Below are 16,296 nucleotides of genomic sequence, written 5' to 3'. Positions count from 1 at the left end.
CCGCTTAGAGCAGCACCAGATCGTCAACATGAACAACCTCGCGTTCATACTCCGGCCCCAGCTGCAGAGCCAGTTCTTTGGTTCCGCGGCCCAGCATCTGCGGGAGTTCCGCAGCCGCGTAGTTCACTAGTCCACGCGCAACTACGACGCCGCGAAGATCAGCGAGGTCGACGGCGTCACCGGCCTCAAAGACGCCGCTCACGTTCGTTATGCCGGCAGGCAGCAGCGACTTGTGCCCCTCGCGCACAGCCTTCACCGCGCCGTCGTCGAGGGTCAAAGTGCCTCGGATATCCGCCAAGTGCGCCAGCCAGAGCAGTCGCACCGGGCGGCGTACGCCGTTGACGCTGAACCAGGTTCCGACGTCCTCCCCGGCCAAGGCAGCGGCGGCGTTGGCTGCGGATGTGACCAACGCCGGAATCCCCGTATCCGCTGCGATCCCGGCGGCTTCGACCTTGGTGGCCATGCCGCCGGTGCCCAGACCACCTGCCCGGCCGATGGTAATGCCGGAAAGATCCTCCGGGCCGGCGACGTGGGCAATCCGCCGCGCACCGTTTTGGGGCGGACCGTCGTAAACCGCATCAACGTCGGAGAGCAGGACCAGCGCCTCGGCCTTGACCAGATGGGCCACCAAGGCGGCAAGCCTGTCATTGTCGCCGAAGCGGATCTCGTGCGTGGCCACGGTGTCGTTTTCGTTCACTATCGGCACCACGCCCAGATGCAACAGCCGTTCCAAAGCCCGGTGCGCGTTGACGTGCTGCGTACGCCTGGTCAGGTCTTCGGCCGTCAACAGTACCTGGCTGACCGTGACACCGTGCGCAGCAAAGGCCTGGCTGTACCGGGCCATCAGGAGTCCTTGGCCTACGCTGGCGGCCGCCTGCTGGGTGGCCAAATCCTTGGGCCGCCGGGCCAATCCGAGCGGCGCGAGCCCCGCGGCTATCGCGCCGGAGGAGACGAGGATAACTTCCGTTCCCTGCAATCGGCGCTGGGCCAGAACCTGCACCACTTCCAGCAGGGCCGGCTCCGAAATTCCACCCGCCACGGTGGTCAGGGAGGAGGAACCAATTTTGACAACTATCCTGCCCGCAGTGGACAGACCGGAGCGGTCCTGCAGCTGGGCAGCGGCAGGAGCCCCCGGCTGAGTTGGTGACTTAGGAGTCATCACCGTTGTGCTGAGCCGAAGGAAGATCCAAGGCACTGTCCTCCGCAAGCTGGCTTTCACGCAGCGGGGCAGCTTTCCGGCCCGGCCCTGGCGTATCGGTCCAGACTCCTGACTTACGCTCGGCCTCCAACTCCACCCGCGTAGCCGCCCGCGCATCCTTGCGGTCCTGCTGTTCTTCACGCTTCTGCGTCCGGGTCGGCCGGTCGCCGAAGTCCGCCATCCGGATGTCCGTACCGCGGGGGGACGCCAGATGCTCCGCTCCCCCCATCATCGTCGGCTCCCAGTCGAAGACCATGCCATCGCCCTCGCCAATTATGACGGTGTCTCCCGGGGTGGCCCCTGCCTTGAAAAGCTTGTCTTCCACCCCGAGTTTGGCCAGCCGATCCGCAAGGTATCCGACTGCTTCTTCATTGTTGAAGTCCGTCTGCAGCACCCAGCGGACCGGCTTGGCGCCCAGAATCCGGAAGAACGGTTCAAGATTTTTTTCCTCACGGCGGATGGTGAAGCCGCCATCATTGACGGCGCGCGGACGAAGTACCGGTACGGAAACCTTCGCGGCCTCGGTCTTGACCTCCTCACGGGCGGACTTGACTATTTCAGCCATTGCGAAGCCAAGCTCGCGCAGCCCCTCATGGCTGACGGCGGAGATCTCGAAGACCTTGTAGCCACGGGTTTCCAGATCACCGCGGACGTATTCAGCCATGTCGCGGCCGTCTTTGGTATCAATCTTGTTCAGCGCCACCAGTCGGGGACGAGCGTTGAGCGGCACGACCTCGCCGTCCGAACCGGCAAAGCTCATGTCGACGGCGTAGCGGTCCAGTTCCTGCTCGATAACCGCCAGGTCGCTTAGCGGGTCCCGGTCCGATTCGAGCACAGCACAATCGAGGACGTGAACCAACGCGGCACAGCGTTCAACATGGCGCAGGAAGTGGTGCCCGAGCCCTTTGCCTTCGCTGGCGCCTTCGATCAGGCCGGGCACATCGGCAATCGTGAAGCGTACGTCCCCTGCCTGGACCACGCCGAGGTTCGGAATAAGGGTGGTAAAAGGGTAATCCGCGATCTTGGGACGGGCCGCTGACATCGCTGCAATCAAACTCGACTTACCCGCGGAGGGGAAGCCCACCAGCGCAATATCAGCGATGCTCTTGAGCTCCAGGACGACGTCCCGGGCATCTCCGGGCACACCGAGGAGGGCGAAACCGGGCGCCTTGCGCTTTTGCGACGCCAAGGATGAGTTGCCGAGGCCTCCCTGGCCGCCGGCGGCAGCAATATATTCGGTGCCTTCGCCGACCAGGTCGGCCAGTACGTCGCCGTCCTTGGTCTTGACAACAGTTCCGGTCGGCACATCCAGAATCAGGGTTTCACCGGTCTTGCCGTTGCGCCAGTCCCCCATCCCGGGGCCACCGTTGCTGGCGTGCCGGTGCGGGGCGTGGTGATAATCGAGCAACGTGGTCGTATTATCCGACACGCGCAGGATGACGTTGCCGCCATCGCCGCCGTTGCCGCCATCGGGCCCGCCCAAGGGCTTGAATTTCTCCCGCTTGACTGAGACGCAGCCATGGCCACCTGTCCCCCCGGATACGTGCAATACAACCCGGTCAACAAAGCTGGCCAATGGATTCTCCTTGAATAGTTCTGCCCTCGCGTTAATTCTATCCGCCGGCAGTAAAGCAATTAATGCAACCCGGTTCAGGCACCCCTAGGCTGCCCAGCGTAGTTAAAAGGCAATGATGTTAAAAACCACTGTGGGTATTGAACAGTGCTGCGGATGTTGAAAAGCACTGTGGGTATTGCCAAGCACAGTGGTTTAAACGCCAGTGGAGCTGGCCAAGCGGCCCGCTCCACTGGAAAAACGTTTGGTGCTTCTGTGCCTGGTACTACGTGCCTGCTGCTACAGTGCAGCTGCCGCCGTAACAATGTTCACAACACGGCGGCCGCGGGCGGTGCCGAATTCAACGGCTCCTGCCGTCAGCGCGAACAACGTGTCGTCGCCACCGCGGCCGACGCCGGCGCCGGGGTGGAAGTGCGTTCCACGCTGGCGGACGATGATCTCGCCAGCGGAAACTACCTGACCACCGAAACGCTTCACGCCCAAGTACTGAGCGTTGGAGTCACGGCCGTTGCGAGTGGAACTCGCACCCTTTTTATGTGCCATTTGAAATGCCTACCTTTTCGACTGAAGACGACTAAACCACGGAATCGCACTGCCACGGTCTAAGAAACCGCAGCGAACTGAGAAACTATGCGATCGAGGTGATCTTTACCTTGGTCAGTTCCTGACGGTGGCCCTTGCGGACCTTGTAGCCGGTCTTGTTCTTGAACTTCTGGATGACGATCTTCGGGCCGCGAAGATCCTCCAGAATTTCAGCCGTAACCTTAATCTTCGCCAGGTCCTCAACGGCGGAGGTGATTTTCTCACCATCAACCAGGAGCAAAGCGGGCAGCTCAAATGTGCTGCCGGCTCCACCGGGGACGCGGTTCAGGGTTACGAAGTCTCCGACGGAAACCTTCTCTTGGCGGCCGCTTGCGCGGACAATCGCGTACACCACTGTGGAACTCACTTCTCTCGACGTTTATAACAAAGTTTACGTGCGGATCCGGAAAATACTTTGCCGGATGCCTGCTGTGCCTCGACGCCGAGGACCTCACAAAGGAGTAAATGCCCTGAACTGGCGTAAGCACCGAAGATCAAGAATACGCTAGATCTGCCCTCGGCCGCAAATGAGGCGGGCTCCCGGAGACCTGCCGTGATAAGCGCCACTTTCTCAGTTGCGCCTACAACGGGACGTACAGCCTGGTACCGGAGAACCGTGCTTGGCCAGCTTATCCTGTTGTCGGTCCCTTAGCGCTCAGGCAGGCGGCGCGGCGGATGAGTGTTTTGCGCGTACAGCCGTGGAGCGTCGAAGAAGGCCAGTTCGTACTTCGCCGATTCCCCGAATGCACGGCGCATTCGCTCCCGGTCTGCCGGCGAGGCGTTTCGCGCTGCAGCGTCTGTGATGGCAATTGCCTCTCCGGCCGCGGCCGCAAACGCTTCATCGGCATAAGTGAGCAGCCACGCGGAGTACGGGTGGGAGCCAGCGCCGCCGTCGGCGCCGTCTTTGCCGCCGTCGTCGTCCGGAAAGTCGATCAGGAACTGCCTGTGCAGCGCCGCTCCGATATCGGCATACAGCCAATAGCAGGGCAGGACGGCGGCGACTACCTCCCCGTAGCTGCCGCCGGAGCCGGCGGCCAGCAGATGATCCACGTAGGCCTTGGTCACCGGCCCCGGCATGGCGGGCGACGCCTGCGCGCCCAGCCAATTACGGTGCAGCTGCGCCTCCACCTCGAGGCACTGCCGGGACGCGGTGGCCCAGAACAGCTGTTCCGCCTCGGTGGGCGCCAGGGCACTGGCGCGGGCCAGGACGCGTGAATATCCATTCAGATAAAGCGCGTCCTGTGCCAGGTAATAGGCGAAGTCCTTTTTCGCAAGGCTTCCATCGCGCAGACGTTGGATGAATTCCAGCCCGGAGATCGCCGTTCGCACGGCAGCGCTGTCCAGCCACAGTTGGCTGGAGAACTCGTTGCCTTCCGGTGCACGCGTCGAGAAGAGCGCATGGAAGTGATGCACCGGACCATGACCGCTTCCCACCTGGAGTTCGTCGGCATGCTCAAGAGCGCCGCTCAACCAGGACTTCACCCGCCGCAGGGCGGCCGGCCAGTCCCCCAGCTGCGGCTGAACAGTAGCCAGGCCAGCCGACAGCGAGCAGCCAGTGCCGTGCGTATTGCGCGTTTGAACCCGCGCTGCAATGATTTCATATACGGAGCCGTCCGGGGCAACCAGCGCGTCCGGGCAGTCCGGTGAATGAAGATGGCCGCCCTTCACCAGTACCCGTATATCGCTGCCGATGGCCAGGCGCTTCCCCTGCGCCAGCGCCTCCTCCCAGCTTTCCGCCGGGGCTTGACCCAGCAGTACGGCGAGTTCCGGGAGGTTGGGGGTAACAAGGTCCGCGTGGCGCAGCAGCCGTTGCAGCGCTTGTTCAGCGTCCGCTGCCAACAGCCGGTCACCGCTGCTGGCCACCATCACGGGATCGAGGACGACGACGGCCGGCCGGGTCCGTTCCACCCATCGGGCTACGGTGTTAATCACTGCCGCGTCGCCCAACATTCCAATTTTGACCGCGTCGATCACGATGTCCTCCGCCACAGCGGCGAGCTGCTCCTGAAGGAACGCGACCGGGGGAACGTGCACGGAGCGCACGCCTTGCGTATTTTGCGCGGTCAGCGCAGTAATGACTGCCATGCCGTAGCCGCCGTTGGCCGCGATGCTTTTTAGATCCGCTTGAATGCCGGCCCCGCCGGAGGGATCGGAACCCGCGATACTGAGCACTCGCGGAATCCGCCGCTGTGAGCTATCGGGCCATGGATTGATGTGGGTTTCGCTGGTCATCAGGACATCCCTTCGCCGGTGCTGGCCGGCCAGGTTCGACGGGTCTGGATCTCAGCCGGCCCTATGGCGCGGCACCCCGTGTCAAAACCCACCCTAACCGACGGACGGAAAGAACCCCTTCTCTACCAACAGCGCCCGCACCGAACTGCTTCCGTCTGCCGGACTTGCGCGCTTGCCCGGCAACTGCACTGGTCCAGCAGCTCTTCGGCCGGCCGCACGACACAGACGAACGTGCAGAACCCTGGCATCCGCACTCTGTACGAGGGGTTGCCGGGGTTCTGCGAGGATGTGCTGCCCGGCGTTTTAGAGCTCGGAAGCCGGCACGCCGACACCGAGAATAATTGGTTCGGCTGGCTTCGCACCCGGCTGAACTGCAGCGGTGCGCGGAGCGTGGTCCGGTTTAGCGGGGACGTGGACCACGTGTTCCTGCCGTGCGGAGCCCTCTGCTGTGCCCGCCGGCGCCGCCGTGTGCTGCTGAACTTCATTGGCGTTAGCCGAACCTTGGGCACGGCTGGCACCGCGGTTACGCCGTCCCCGTCGTTCGCTGGTGCGCAGCGGCCGGCCACTGGCATCCAAGCCGGAATGGTCCGGGACCTCGCCGGCTGGCCCTTCGGCAAGGTGCTCCAGCACGTCCGCCAGCCCGGCCAGAGCCCGGGCCGGGTCCACCGGAGCCCCGGCTGGCCGGTTGTTGCCGCGTGGTAGTTCGATGGCTTCGCCGCCAATGGTCAGCTGCCCGCCCCGCAGATCCTGGGCCGTCGCGGTGCCGTTGCCGCTATTTGCCTCCTGCGGGACGACACCGTGTGCCGGCACCGCAATGTGATCACCGGCAGCGCCCTGTTCCGGCGCATGATGCCCGGCATCCTCATGATGCGCCGCGTGCGTCGCAGCGGCAATCGTCGCCAGCGCGGTTCGGGCCGCAGTGGCCTTCGCCTGACGCTCGGCATCGCTCAATTCAGTCACGGGAGCATCCGAAATTTCCGCTTCTGCACCCTGCTGCCCGCGGCGGCGTTTCTTCTCGCGCTGCTGGCGTGCCGGCTCCTGCCGGGGCTGCTCGTGACGCTGCTGGTCCTGCCGGGCCTGCGGATGGTGCTGCTCCGCCGCCGTAGCGGTATGCATGCGGCGATGCTCAACCGGGACGTCCTGGGTCACGACGCCGCGGCCGGCGCAGGCCTCGCACTGCTCGCCGAAGACCTCCAACAGTCCCGTCCCCATCCGCTTACGGGTCATCTGGATCAGGCCAAGCGAGGTCACTTCCGCCACCTGGTGCTTGGTCCGGTCACGGCCCAGGCACTCAACCAGCCGGCGGAGCACCAGATCCCGGTTGGATTCAAGCACCATGTCAATAAAGTCGATGACGATGATGCCGCCAATATCCCGCAGCCGCAGCTGCCGAACCACTTCTTCGGCTGCTTCCAGGTTGTTCTTCGTGACGGTTTCCTCGAGGTTTCCGCCGGAGCCGGTGAACTTGCCGGTGTTAACATCCACGACGGTCATCGCTTCGGTGCGGTCGATGACCAGGGAGCCGCCGGACGGGAGGAATACCTTGCGCTCCAGCGCCTTCGCGATCTGCTCTTCAATGCGGAACGCCGCGAAGATGTCCTCGTTCTTGGTCCATTTCTCCAGCCGGTCGACCAGATCGGGGGCCACATAGGTCACGTACGCTTCGACGGTGTCCCAGGCCTCCTCGCCGGAAACTATCAGCTTGCTGAAGTCCTCGTTGAAGACATCACGGACCACTTTAATGGTCAGGTCCGGCTCGCCGTACAGCATCTCCGGAGCCAGAATCCTGGTGGAGGTTGCCTGAGCCTCGATGCCTTCCCACTGCGCACGCAGCCGGTTAATATCATGCGTGAGCTCTTCCTCACTGGCACCCTCGGCCGCAGTGCGGACAATGACCCCGGCGTTCTCCGGCAGGTGATCCTTCAGGATTCGCTTGAGTCTATTGCGTTCTACGTCCGGGAGCTTGCGGGAAATGCCTGTCATCGATCCGCCGGGCACGTACACCAGGTAGCGGCCGGGCAGCGAGATCTGGCTGGTCAGCCGTGCCCCTTTATGACCCACCGGATCCTTGGTCACCTGCACCAGAACGGAATCTCCGGACTTGAGCGCATTTTCGATCCGACGTGCCTGGCCATCCAGTCGGGATGCATCCCAATTAACTTCGCCGGCGTAAAGCACGGCGTTGCGGCCGCGGCCAATGTCGACGAAGGCCGCTTCCATGCTGGGGAGTACGTTCTGAACCTTGGCCAGGTAGACGTTGCCGATCAGTGAATCCTGCTGCGTCTTGGAGACAAAGTGCTCGGCCAGAATGCCGTCTTCGAGGACCCCAATCTGGATCCGCTCGTCCCGTTGGCGCACTACCATGGTGCGGTCAACGGATTCCCGGCGGGCCAGGAACTCGGCTTCGGTAATGACCTGGCGCCGGCGTCCCGTGTCACGGGATTCACGGCGGCGCTGTTTCTTCGCTTCCAGTCGCGTGGAGCCGCGCAGACTGGTCACCTTGTTGGAGACCGGTGCCTCGGTGGGCTGCCGCGGGGCACGAACCCTGGTCACAGTGTTGGGCGGGTCTTCATCGCTGCCGCCGGTGAGTTCAAGGTCCGCATCCCCCCGGCGCCTGCGACGACGGCGACGCGAGGTTACGCCGTCGGCTCCCCGGCCGCCGTTGTCCCGATCGTTGTTATCCCGATCGTTGTTGTCCCGATCGTTGTTGTCCCGATCGTTGTTATCCCGGTCGTCGTCGTCCCGGTCGTTATCGTCCCGGCCGTTATCGGCTGTGTCATCAAGGGATGCGGCGCCGTCCGAACGCGGCCCGGCGTCCTCGGAGCGCCCCCGACGGGTCCGGCCACGACGCCTGCGTCGCCCGCCACTCTCGCCGACGTCGGAATCGTCGTCGGATTCCACCAGGTCCACAGTGGTGGTTTTAGCCGTGGATGCCGCCGAGCTCAGATCGGGCGCTTGGAACAGCACGGAGAGACCCGGTGCCAGGAAGAGGGATGCTTGCTCTGCTGTCCCACCGGGTGCCGTCACGGGCACGGCGGGCGCGGTTGCTTCGCCCGGCCCCGCGGGCACAGCTGCTTCGCCCGGCCCGGCGGGTGCAGTCGCCTCGGCCGGCACGGTTGCCACGGTGGTGGCTATGGTGGTTTCCGGAACGGAGTCCACTGTGGCCGAAACCGCCGAGCCCGGGGAAGCTACCGGGGAGGATGCCCGGCGGCGGGCCGGCCGCTTAGGTGCCTTTGTTTCTGATGTCTGTCCGGCAGTAGCCGCTACCGGGCCGGCTGCGGTTTCGGACGTCGCTTCCGGAAGTTCCGGAAGTTCCAAGGTTGCCTGCACAGCAGCAGAATCCTGTGAAGCCGTCGCTTCGACTACTTTCTTCGCCCTGCTCCGGCGGACGGGTGCTTTCCTGGTCCGCGGCTGACCCTCTGTGCTGCCAGCGGAGGGAGCTTCCGTGGTTTCGGCAAGTCCGGAGTCCTCCGGCGTATGCACGGGTTCCGGAAGGCTCTCCTGTTTGACCGTTTTACGCCTGCTCCGCGCCGGACGCTTTACCGTCGTCGTGGTAACTGTTTCGGCAGCGGCGCCGGTGCTCCCGGCCGTTTCATTGACTGCGTTTCCATTAGCCGTTGTGTCATTAGCGGCTAAATCATTGCCGGCTGCGTTTGCTTCTGCGAAAGGCTGATCATTATCCATCTGTGGCGTCGCTCCAGCCCCGAAGGCGTCGCCACATCCGGCGCCCGCTAGGGCGAAATAGTCAAAACCCTCGGGCGTTGACAGAAGTCATATGGATACTTCCAAGGTCGCACGAGCATTGGGTGCGGTATCACTTGAAAGCCAATTGCATGTTCCCTCTCCCACTGGTCATTCTGCCCAGCGGGGCCGCTCGGTGGATACCGGAACACGACGGGTATCTTCACCCCGTGCGCTTGACGGTGCATCACCGGCGAGCTTGAAACTCTGCGATTGGACCGGAACCCGCATGTGGTACGGGTGCCAGCCAAAATCATTATCTCATACAGCGTGGACTGCGGCCGGTATTGGAGCCGGCTGGCACCCGGTTTCGCCCAGCTGGCCGGGTTAGAATCGGACAGATCCGCTTACCGAGGAAACAGGTGAAAATGGCCCGGTCACAAAATGCCGCAGGCAATACGTTATCAACAGACCCTACCGCGGGGCGCACGGACCGCAACGGTTCCCGAACGAATACGGCGTCCCGTGTGACTGCGTCGGCGCGCTTTGCAGGCAAGGACGACGACGAAGCGGACCTCCCGATGCTGACGCGCAGGAAACCCTTCGGCTGGCTGCTTCTGGTCACGGGCGTGGTGTCCTGGCTGGCCTCCGGTGTCCTGGTGCTGGACCGGCTGGAGCTCTATAAAGACCCCAACGCGATTACCAATTGCGATGTGAATCCCTGGATTTCCTGCGGCAAGGTCATGGCCACGCACCAGGCCGAGCTCTTCGGATTTCCCAATCCGCTGATCGGGGTGTTTGCCTTTGCCGTGATCATCACCACCGCCATGGTGCTGCTGGCCGGTGCGCAGCTGAGCCGCTGGTACTGGGTCGGGCTGCAGGTCGGAGTCACCCTCGGGATGATCATGATCGCCTGGCTTTGGTCGCAGGCGCTTTATGCGATCGGCATCCTGTGCCCATACTGCATGGTGGTGTGGGCGATGATGATTGTGCTCTTCGTCTGGACCACAGTCCGGAACCTCCAGCACGGCATCATCCCCGCCCCGGCGCCAGTGACAAGGTTCCTCGCCGATTGGGCCTGGGTGATTGTTGGGCTGCTGTACCTTGGCGTCGCGGCGAGCATTTTCTTCCGGTTTATGAATCTGTTCCTCGGCGGCGGCGTCGGATAACAGCAGGGGCATCAGATAACAGCGGCAGCGCCGGATAACAGCGGCAGCGCCGCGGGTTGCCTGTTCCGGCGAGTGAGTCCATCCGCCCCTGAATGCGGCGGCGCAGACAGGGGCGGATGGACTCACTCAGCTTTTGAGGCTAAGCAAACCAGATGCCAATTTCGCGCTGCGCCGATTCGACCGAATCGGAACCGTGCACCAGGTTCTGCTGGACCTTCACCCCCCAGTCACGGCCCAGATCCCCGCGGATGGTGCCCGGTGCCGCCGTCGTCGGATCGGTAGTTCCGGCCACGGCGCGGAAGCCTTCGATCACGCGGTGGCCTTCGAAGATCGCGGCAACGACTGGTCCACTGAGCATAAACTCCACCAGCGGTTCGTAAAACGGCTTCCCCACGTGCTCTTCATAGTGCTGCTCCAGCTGGGCCCTCGTGGCGGCAGTTTTTTTCAGCTCCACCAGCGTGTAGCCCTTCGCCTCGATCCGGGCCAGAATACCGCCGGTTAAATTGCGGGCGACGCCGTCGGGCTTGACCAGTACCAGGGTGCGCTCAATGCTCACAGTTACTCCAATTTTAGTTTTGCTGAAAATTCTGTTGTTACCGGGGGATTTAATAGTCAGTTTATTGGTTCCCCGGGGTGGTTTTGCTCCCACTTGGCCTGTTCACGGTCCCGTACCGCGTTCTCGCGGTCGATCCGGATCCCGGCCCGCAGTGCGTACCACCAAGTGAGGGCAAAGAGCACGCCAATGATAAACATCATCGGCTCCAGGAATCCGGTGGCAATCAGGAGCAGCTGGAGTATCCAGCCTACGGCCGGTCCCCACTTGCGGGACATGAAAGCGCAGGAGCCGATCAGGATCAGGCTCAGGAGAATGCCCGCCGCCAGAACCAGCGGCTGCGGCACATCCCTGGCCCGGAGCCCAAAGACAACCAGCGTCGCGAAAAACGCGACAAACGCCTCCAAGGCCAGGACCACGGAGGCAAACATGACCTTCGTGGAGCGCCGTTTTTTCTCCATGCCGGGCTGCCACGCTCGTTGCGCCTTCGTTGGCCGAGCCATCTACACACCTTCCTTACCGAGCAGAATCCGGGCCTCGGCCACGAGCGTGATGGAGCCGGTGATCAGCACTCCTCCGGAGAGGTCATTGTGGCTTTCCGAGCGTTCCACCGCCCATTCGATGGCATCGTCCAGGGCTTCTGCAATATGAATGTTTTCTTCGCTCCAGCCAAGGTCCGATGCCAGCTCGGCAAGTTCGCCGGCGGGAATTGCCCGCGGGGATTTCGATTGCGTCAGGCAGATCTCCTCCGCCTCGTCGCCGTAGGATTCCCGGAGCTGATGCAGAATTCCTTCCGCGTCCTTCTCTTTTAGGATGCCCAGGACCAGCACCAGCTTGCTGAAGGCAAAAGCCTCCTGCAGTGCCTGGGCACTGGCAGCGATGCCGGCGGGGTTGTGCGCAGCGTCCACCACTACCGTCGGCGCGGTGCGGAGGACTTCAAGCCGTCCCGGTGAGCTGACCGATTCGAAAGCGGTACGGACGACGTCGATATCCAGTTCCCTGGTTCCGCCGCCAAAAAACGCCTCAAGAGCCGCAACGGCGACGGCCGCGTTCTCTGCCTGGTGCGCCCCGTGCAGCGGAAGCACCAAATCCGGATAACGGCCCGCCAGTCCCTGCACCGTCACCATTTGGCCGCCGACGGCGACCGAGCGGTTCTCCACGCCGAACTCGACCCCTTCGAAGCGGAACTCTGCGTTCTTTTCCCGCGCCGCTTCCAATAGCGTCTGGGCCGCGTCCACCGGTTGTGCCGCGCTGACCAGAAAGGCACCCTCTTTGATGATCCCGGATTTTTCCACCGCAATATCCCCGGTGGTGTCTCCCAGAAGCTCGGTGTGGTCCAGCGAAATCGGCGTCACCACCGCTACCTGCCCGTCAGCGACGTTCGTGGCATCGGTTATTCCGCCCAAGCCGACCTCAAGCACGGCAACGTCAACCGGTTCGTCGGCAAAGACCGCAAAGGCCAGAATTGTCAGGCACTCAAAGTACGTCAGCCGCGGCTGCGAATCCGCTGCGAGCTCGGCATCCACTATCGCCAGATACGGGCGGATCTCGTCCCAGATGCGCACGAACGTCTCATCCGGCACGGGCGCGCCGTCGATGCTGATCCGTTCCGTAACCTTGGAAAGATGCGGGCTGGTGTATCGGCCCGTCCGCAGTCCGTGGGCCCGCAGCCCGGCTTCGATCATCCGCGCCGTCGAGGTTTTACCATTGGTTCCGGTGATGTGGATGACGGGGAAGGCCTTGTTCGGCTCCCCCAGCACGTCCATCGCGCGGAACAACGGAGCCAGCCGCGGTTCCATTTTGTTTTCCGGTGCGCGGCCCAGCAGTTCCGCGTAGACGCTTTCCACCGAGAATTCGTCGTGCATGCTCTCTGCTCCGCTCACTGGACAACCATCCCTTCAACTGCTGTTTCCACGGCAGCCGCTGTCGCTGTAGTGCGTGCCACTGTGACGGTGATGTCCACGTCGCCGGGGACCAGTTCGAGTCCTACGGAGAGCGTCTCCGCCCGCACCAGTCCGGCATTGGCGTGCAGCGCGTCAATGACCTCCTGAGGGCCGGAAACCGTCGTGAAAATGCGGTCACTGACCTGCAGATCAGCGTCCTTGCGGGCCTGCTGGATGGTGCGGACCATGTCCCGTGCCACGCCCTCGGCTTCCAGCTCCGGGGTGATCTCAGTATTGAGCACCACGAACCCACCGCCGGGGAGCATCGCCACCGCCGCCGCTGTGCCGCCGTCGGACTGCGCCACCACTGTTTCCAGCGTATATTCCTGCGCTTCCAGTTCCAGTCCGCCGGCCGTGACGGTACGGTCCGCACTGACGGACCAGTCGCCGGATTTTGCGCCCTTGATGGCGCGCTGGACGTCCTTGCCCAAACGCGGTCCGGCCACCCGGGCATTGACCACCAGTTTTTCTTCGATGCCGAAGTGCTCCGGGGCTGCCTGCGAGGAATCCAGCAGCCGGACGGTGCGGATGTTCAGTTCGTCCGCGATGACGGCGGCGTACGCTGCCAGGGCGGCAGCGCCGGGGACGACGACGGTCAGTTCCTGCAGCGGCAGGCGCACCCGCAGTTTCGCGGCCTTGCGCAGGCTGGAACCGGTGGAACAGATCATCTGCGTGCGGGTCATCTGCTGCACCAACTCCGGATTGGCACCGAACATGTGCGCGTCCGGCCAGTCGGTCAGGTGCACCGAGCGTTCGCCGGTCAGTCCGCGCCAGATTTCCTCGGTGACCAGCGGCAGCAGCGGCGCAGCCACCCGGCAAACGGTTTCCAGCGCGGTGTAGAGCGCGTCAAACGCGTCCCGGTCTTCATCGAAGAACCGCTGCCGGCTGCGGCGTACATACCAGTTGGTGAGCATATCCAAATAGCTGCGCAGCTCACCGCACGCCCCGGAGATGTCGTAGCCGTCCAGCGCCTGGCTCACCCCGCGGACCAGCTCCCCGGTCTGGGACAACAGGTATTCATCCAGCGGATCACTATAGCCGTCGTGACGGATCCTGGCGTCGTAGCCGGCCCCGTTCCCGGCGGCGTTGGTGTACAGCGTGAAGAAGCTGTACACATTCCACAACGGCAGAATGACCTGCCGAACACCATCCCGGATGCCCTGCTCGGTGACAATCAGGTTACCGCCGCGCAGGATCGGACTGGCCATCAGGAACCAGCGCATGGCGTCGGAACCGTCCCGGTCCAGCACCTCGGACACATCCGGATAATTGTGCAGACTCTTGGACATCTTCTGCCCGTCCGAGCCCAGGACAATGCCGTGACTGACCACGTTGCGGAAGGCCGGCCGGTCAAACAGCGCGGTGGAGAGCACATGCAGCATGTAGAACCAGCCGCGGGTCTGCCCGATGTACTCCACGATGAAGTCTGCCGGATTGTGCGACTGGAACCAGTCGGCATTCTGGAACGGGTAATGCACCTGGCCGTATGGCATCGAGCCGGAATCAAACCAGACGTCGAGCACATCCTCCACCCGGCGCATGGTTGACTGGCCCTGTTCCGGAGTGCGGGGATCGTCTGGATTGGGCCGCGTCAGCTCATCGATGAACGGCCGGTGCAGGTCCACCTGCCCTTCCTTATTCAGCGGCAGGCGGCCAAAGGCGTTGTGCAGCTCGGCCAGGGATCCGTACACCTCTGTGCGCGGGAAATCCGGGTCATCGGACTGCCAGACCGGGATCGGGCTGCCCCAATACCGGTTCCGGCTGATTGACCAGTCCCGGGCGTTCGCCAGCCATTTGCCGAATTGACCGTCCTTGACGTTCCCGGGGATCCAGTTGATGTCCTGGTTCAGCTCCACCATCCGCTCGCGGAACGCGGTCACCTGCACGTACCACGAGGACACCGCCCGGTAGATCAGCGGGTTGCGGCAGCGCCAGCAATGCGGGTAGCTGTGCTCATAGCTGGCCTGCCGGATCAGTCGCCCCTCCGCGCGCAGCACCCGGGTGATCGGCTTATTCGCCTCAAAGACCTGCAGCCCCACGATCCCGCCGAGCGCGCCGCCGGCAAACAGCGGCAGGAACCTGGCGCCGTCGTCGACCGACAGCACGACCGGAATGCCTGCCTGCTCGCAGACCTTTTGATCGTCCTCACCGTAGGCCGGTGCCTGATGCACAATCCCGGTACCGTCGGTGGTCGTAACGTAGTCGGCCAGCAGAATCCGCCAGGCGTGCTGGGTGCCGTATTTCTCTGTGTCCTCGAAGGTATCCCAGAGCGGTTCGTATTCCAGACCCGCCAGCTCGGCGCCCAGGAGCGTCTCGGTGACCGCCTCCGCGGCCGCGGCGCCGTCGTCATAGCCGAGGTCCTTGGCATAGCCGGCAAGCAGATCCGAGGCGATCAGGAATCCCTTACCGCTCGCCGCGCCGGTCGCGATGCCGTGCGGACCGGACGGAACGACCACGTAACTGATCTCAGGTCCGACGGCGAGAGCGAGGTTAGTGGGCAGCGTCCAGGGCGTGGTGGTCCAGGCCAGCGCCTGCACTCCGGCGAGCCGCCGGGAGATCCCGGACTCTCCGGCCTTGAGTGGGAAGCTGACGGTGACCGTCTGGTCCTGGCGCATCTTGTAGACGTCATCGTCCATCCGCAGCTCATGATTGGACAGCGGCGTTTCATCCTTCCAGCAGTAGGGCAGCACCCGGTACCCGCTGTAGGTGAGGCCCTTTTCGTGCAGCTGTTTGAAGGCCCAGAGCACGGATTCCATGTACTCGACGTTGAGCGTTTTGTAGTCATTGTCGAAGTCCACCCAGCGTGCCTGGCGGGTGACGTATTCCTGCCATTCGCCGGCGTATTTCATCACGGAGGAGCGGCAGGCATCGTTGAATTTGTCGATCCCCATTGTTTCGATCTGCTGCTTATCCGTCATACCCAGTTGCTTCATCGCCTCCAGCTCGGCGGGCAGTCCGTGCGTGTCCCAGCCGAAGCGGCGCTCCACCCTCCGCCCGAGCTGGGTCTGGTAGCGGGCCACCAGGTCCTTGACGTAACCGGTCAGTAGATGACCGTAATGCGGCAGGCCGTTGGCAAAGGGAGGGCCGTCGTAGAAAACGAACTCATTGCCCCCGGGCGGTTGATCCTCCAAAGCGGAGGGCCGGTTGTCGATGCTGGCCTGGAAAGTGCCGTCCCGGGCCCAGTATTTGAGGATGCGTTCCTCGATCTCGGGGAAACGCGCGGCAGCCGCAACGTGCGTGGCACCCGGGCGGGGCGCGGTGCCGGGTTCGTGCGACGCGGGTTCGTGCAGCTCGGGGTCGTGCAGCTCGGGTTCGTGCGACGCGGGTTCTGTACTGGCCTTCGGGTAGTGGGTCATCTCATCATC

The 16,296-nt window shown here is 63.4% G+C and carries 11 protein-coding genes; 1 reads left to right on the top strand and 10 read right to left on the bottom strand.

The window, feature by feature from the left end; translation table 11 throughout:
* Window positions 1-4: 4 nt before the first annotated feature.
* The 6 genes from proB to IV500_RS16345 all read right to left on the bottom strand — a co-directional run bounded on the left by proB (window position 5) and on the right by IV500_RS16345 (window position 9,269).
* Window positions 5-1,159: a glutamate 5-kinase gene (gene proB, locus IV500_RS16370; RefSeq protein ID WP_196397885.1), complete on the bottom strand. Its 1,155-nt coding sequence runs from the start codon at window positions 1,157-1,159 to the stop codon at window positions 5-7.
* Window positions 1,149-2,774 carry a GTPase ObgE gene (obgE, locus tag IV500_RS16365; protein ID WP_196397884.1) on the bottom strand — a complete coding sequence of 542 codons (1,626 nt, stop codon included), beginning with the start codon at window positions 2,772-2,774 and terminating at the stop codon, window positions 1,149-1,151. The genes proB and obgE overlap by 11 nt, the downstream gene beginning before the upstream one ends.
* A 276-nt stretch (window positions 2,775-3,050) precedes the next feature.
* Window positions 3,051-3,314 (bottom strand): 50S ribosomal protein L27, encoded by a 264-nt coding sequence (gene rpmA, locus IV500_RS16360; protein WP_196397883.1) that lies wholly within the window; start codon window positions 3,312-3,314, stop codon window positions 3,051-3,053.
* Between the two features lie 85 nt (window positions 3,315-3,399).
* Entirely contained in the window at window positions 3,400-3,708 is a 309-nt protein-coding gene (gene rplU / locus IV500_RS16355; protein ID WP_196397920.1) for a 50S ribosomal protein L21, read from the bottom strand.
* A gap of 293 nt (window positions 3,709-4,001) precedes the next feature.
* Window positions 4,002-5,585, bottom strand: coding sequence for a bifunctional hydroxymethylpyrimidine kinase/phosphomethylpyrimidine kinase (gene thiD, locus IV500_RS16350; RefSeq protein ID WP_196397882.1), 1,584 nt, complete (start codon window positions 5,583-5,585; stop codon window positions 4,002-4,004).
* Between the two features lie 303 nt (window positions 5,586-5,888).
* A complete protein-coding gene (locus IV500_RS16345; RefSeq protein ID WP_196397881.1) occupies window positions 5,889-9,269 on the bottom strand; it encodes an Rne/Rng family ribonuclease in 3,381 nt (1,126 codons plus the stop codon).
* 578 nt (window positions 9,270-9,847) lie between these two features.
* Between IV500_RS16345 and IV500_RS16340 the strand changes: the two genes are divergently transcribed.
* On the top strand, window positions 9,848-10,435 hold the full coding sequence (locus IV500_RS16340) for a vitamin K epoxide reductase family protein (RefSeq protein ID WP_196397919.1): 588 nt from the start codon (window positions 9,848-9,850) through the stop codon (window positions 10,433-10,435).
* A 139-nt stretch (window positions 10,436-10,574) separates the two neighbouring features.
* Here the strand turns inward: IV500_RS16340 and ndk are convergent, their stop codons facing one another.
* The 4 genes from ndk to ileS are packed head-to-tail and all read right to left on the bottom strand — an operon-like array spanning window position 10,575 to window position 16,287.
* On the bottom strand, window positions 10,575-10,991 hold the full coding sequence (ndk, locus tag IV500_RS16335; protein WP_196397880.1) for a nucleoside-diphosphate kinase: 417 nt from the start codon (window positions 10,989-10,991) through the stop codon (window positions 10,575-10,577).
* 56 nt (window positions 10,992-11,047) lie between these two features.
* Window positions 11,048-11,491, bottom strand: coding sequence for a DUF4233 domain-containing protein (locus IV500_RS16330; RefSeq protein WP_196397879.1), 444 nt, complete (start codon window positions 11,489-11,491; stop codon window positions 11,048-11,050).
* On the bottom strand, window positions 11,492-12,853 hold the full coding sequence (locus tag IV500_RS16325) for a bifunctional folylpolyglutamate synthase/dihydrofolate synthase (protein WP_196397918.1): 1,362 nt from the start codon (window positions 12,851-12,853) through the stop codon (window positions 11,492-11,494). It lies immediately after the preceding gene.
* Between the two features lie 14 nt (window positions 12,854-12,867).
* On the bottom strand, window positions 12,868-16,287 hold the full coding sequence (gene ileS, locus IV500_RS16320) for an isoleucine--tRNA ligase (RefSeq protein ID WP_196397878.1): 3,420 nt from the start codon (window positions 16,285-16,287) through the stop codon (window positions 12,868-12,870).
* Between the last annotated feature and the right edge of the window lie 9 nt (window positions 16,288-16,296).

This window comes from Arthrobacter terrae, assembly GCF_015708085.1.
Classification (GTDB): domain Bacteria; phylum Actinomycetota; class Actinomycetes; order Actinomycetales; family Micrococcaceae; genus Arthrobacter_M; species Arthrobacter_M terrae.
Note: the sequence above shows the minus strand (reverse complement) of the source record. Positions and strands in the feature narration are given on the sequence as shown.

Bases quoted from the DNA above. Each gene is read 5' to 3' on its own strand.
- IV500_RS16325 (WP_196397918.1), bottom strand. From the start codon at position 12,853: ATGCACGACGAATTCTCGGTGGAAAGCGTCTACGCGGAACTGCTGGGC.
- ileS (WP_196397878.1), bottom strand. From the start codon at position 16,287: ATGACCCACTACCCGAAGGCCAGTACAGAACCCGCGTCGCACGAACCC.
- thiD (WP_196397882.1), bottom strand. From the start codon at position 5,585: ATGACCAGCGAAACCCACATCAATCCATGGCCCGATAGCTCACAGCGG.
- IV500_RS16330 (WP_196397879.1), bottom strand. From the start codon at position 11,491: ATGGCTCGGCCAACGAAGGCGCAACGAGCGTGGCAGCCCGGCATGGAG.
- IV500_RS16345 (WP_196397881.1), bottom strand. From the start codon at position 9,269: ATGGATAATGATCAGCCTTTCGCAGAAGCAAACGCAGCCGGCAATGAT.
- rpmA (WP_196397883.1), bottom strand. From the start codon at position 3,314: ATGGCACATAAAAAGGGTGCGAGTTCCACTCGCAACGGCCGTGACTCC.
- proB (WP_196397885.1), bottom strand. From the start codon at position 1,159: ATGACTCCTAAGTCACCAACTCAGCCGGGGGCTCCTGCCGCTGCCCAG.
- IV500_RS16340 (WP_196397919.1), top strand. From the start codon at position 9,848: ATGCTGACGCGCAGGAAACCCTTCGGCTGGCTGCTTCTGGTCACGGGC.